The sequence below is a fragment of the Nitratireductor lacus genome (assembly GCF_056431025.1).
The window spans coordinates 1-544 of record NZ_JBWKMB010000077.1 but is presented as its reverse complement, the minus strand read 5'-3'; the positions used below and the strand labels follow the sequence as shown (position 1 = coordinate 544).

Genomic DNA, 544 nt, shown 5'->3' with positions numbered 1-544 from the left:
GTACACTCGGACAATGGCTCGGCGATGAAAGGGGCGACGATGTTGTCGACACTGCAACATTTAGGCGTTGCCCGATGGTTTAGTCGGCCATCTGTGAGTAATGACAACCCGTATTCAGAAAGTTTGTTTGGGACAATGAAATACGTGCCTCAGTATCCAAGCATGCCCTTCGATTCACTAACGGCAGCGAGGGATTGGGTGATGACCTTCGTGACTTGGTACAATACTGAGCACAAACATAGCAGTATTAAGTTTGTGACGCCTGAGCAACGCCATAGTGGCAAAGAAAAAACGGTGTTAGCGCAACGAAAGGCACTTTATCTTAAGGCTAAACAGCAAATGCCAAATAGATGGCGTGGAGACATTAGAGACTGGGAGCCAGTGACGGAAGTGTATTTAAACCCAGACGATGACGGTCAAAAACTAGAGAAAGAAGTAGCTTAAAAACAGTCGAGTAGCCCGAAGGAGCTTCCCCTTCAGGCTTTCACAGAACCGTACGTGAACCTCTCGATAAGTCGGAGGCCAAGCGGGCTTAGGAAGACAA

General features: G+C 48.0%; 1 protein-coding gene. It reads left to right on the top strand.

The features are described from left to right. A partial coding sequence (locus tag AC07E3_RS21485; protein WP_478364780.1) for a transposase occupies positions 1–444 on the top strand: 444 nt, incomplete at its 5' end. Positions 445–544 lie beyond the last annotated feature (100 nt).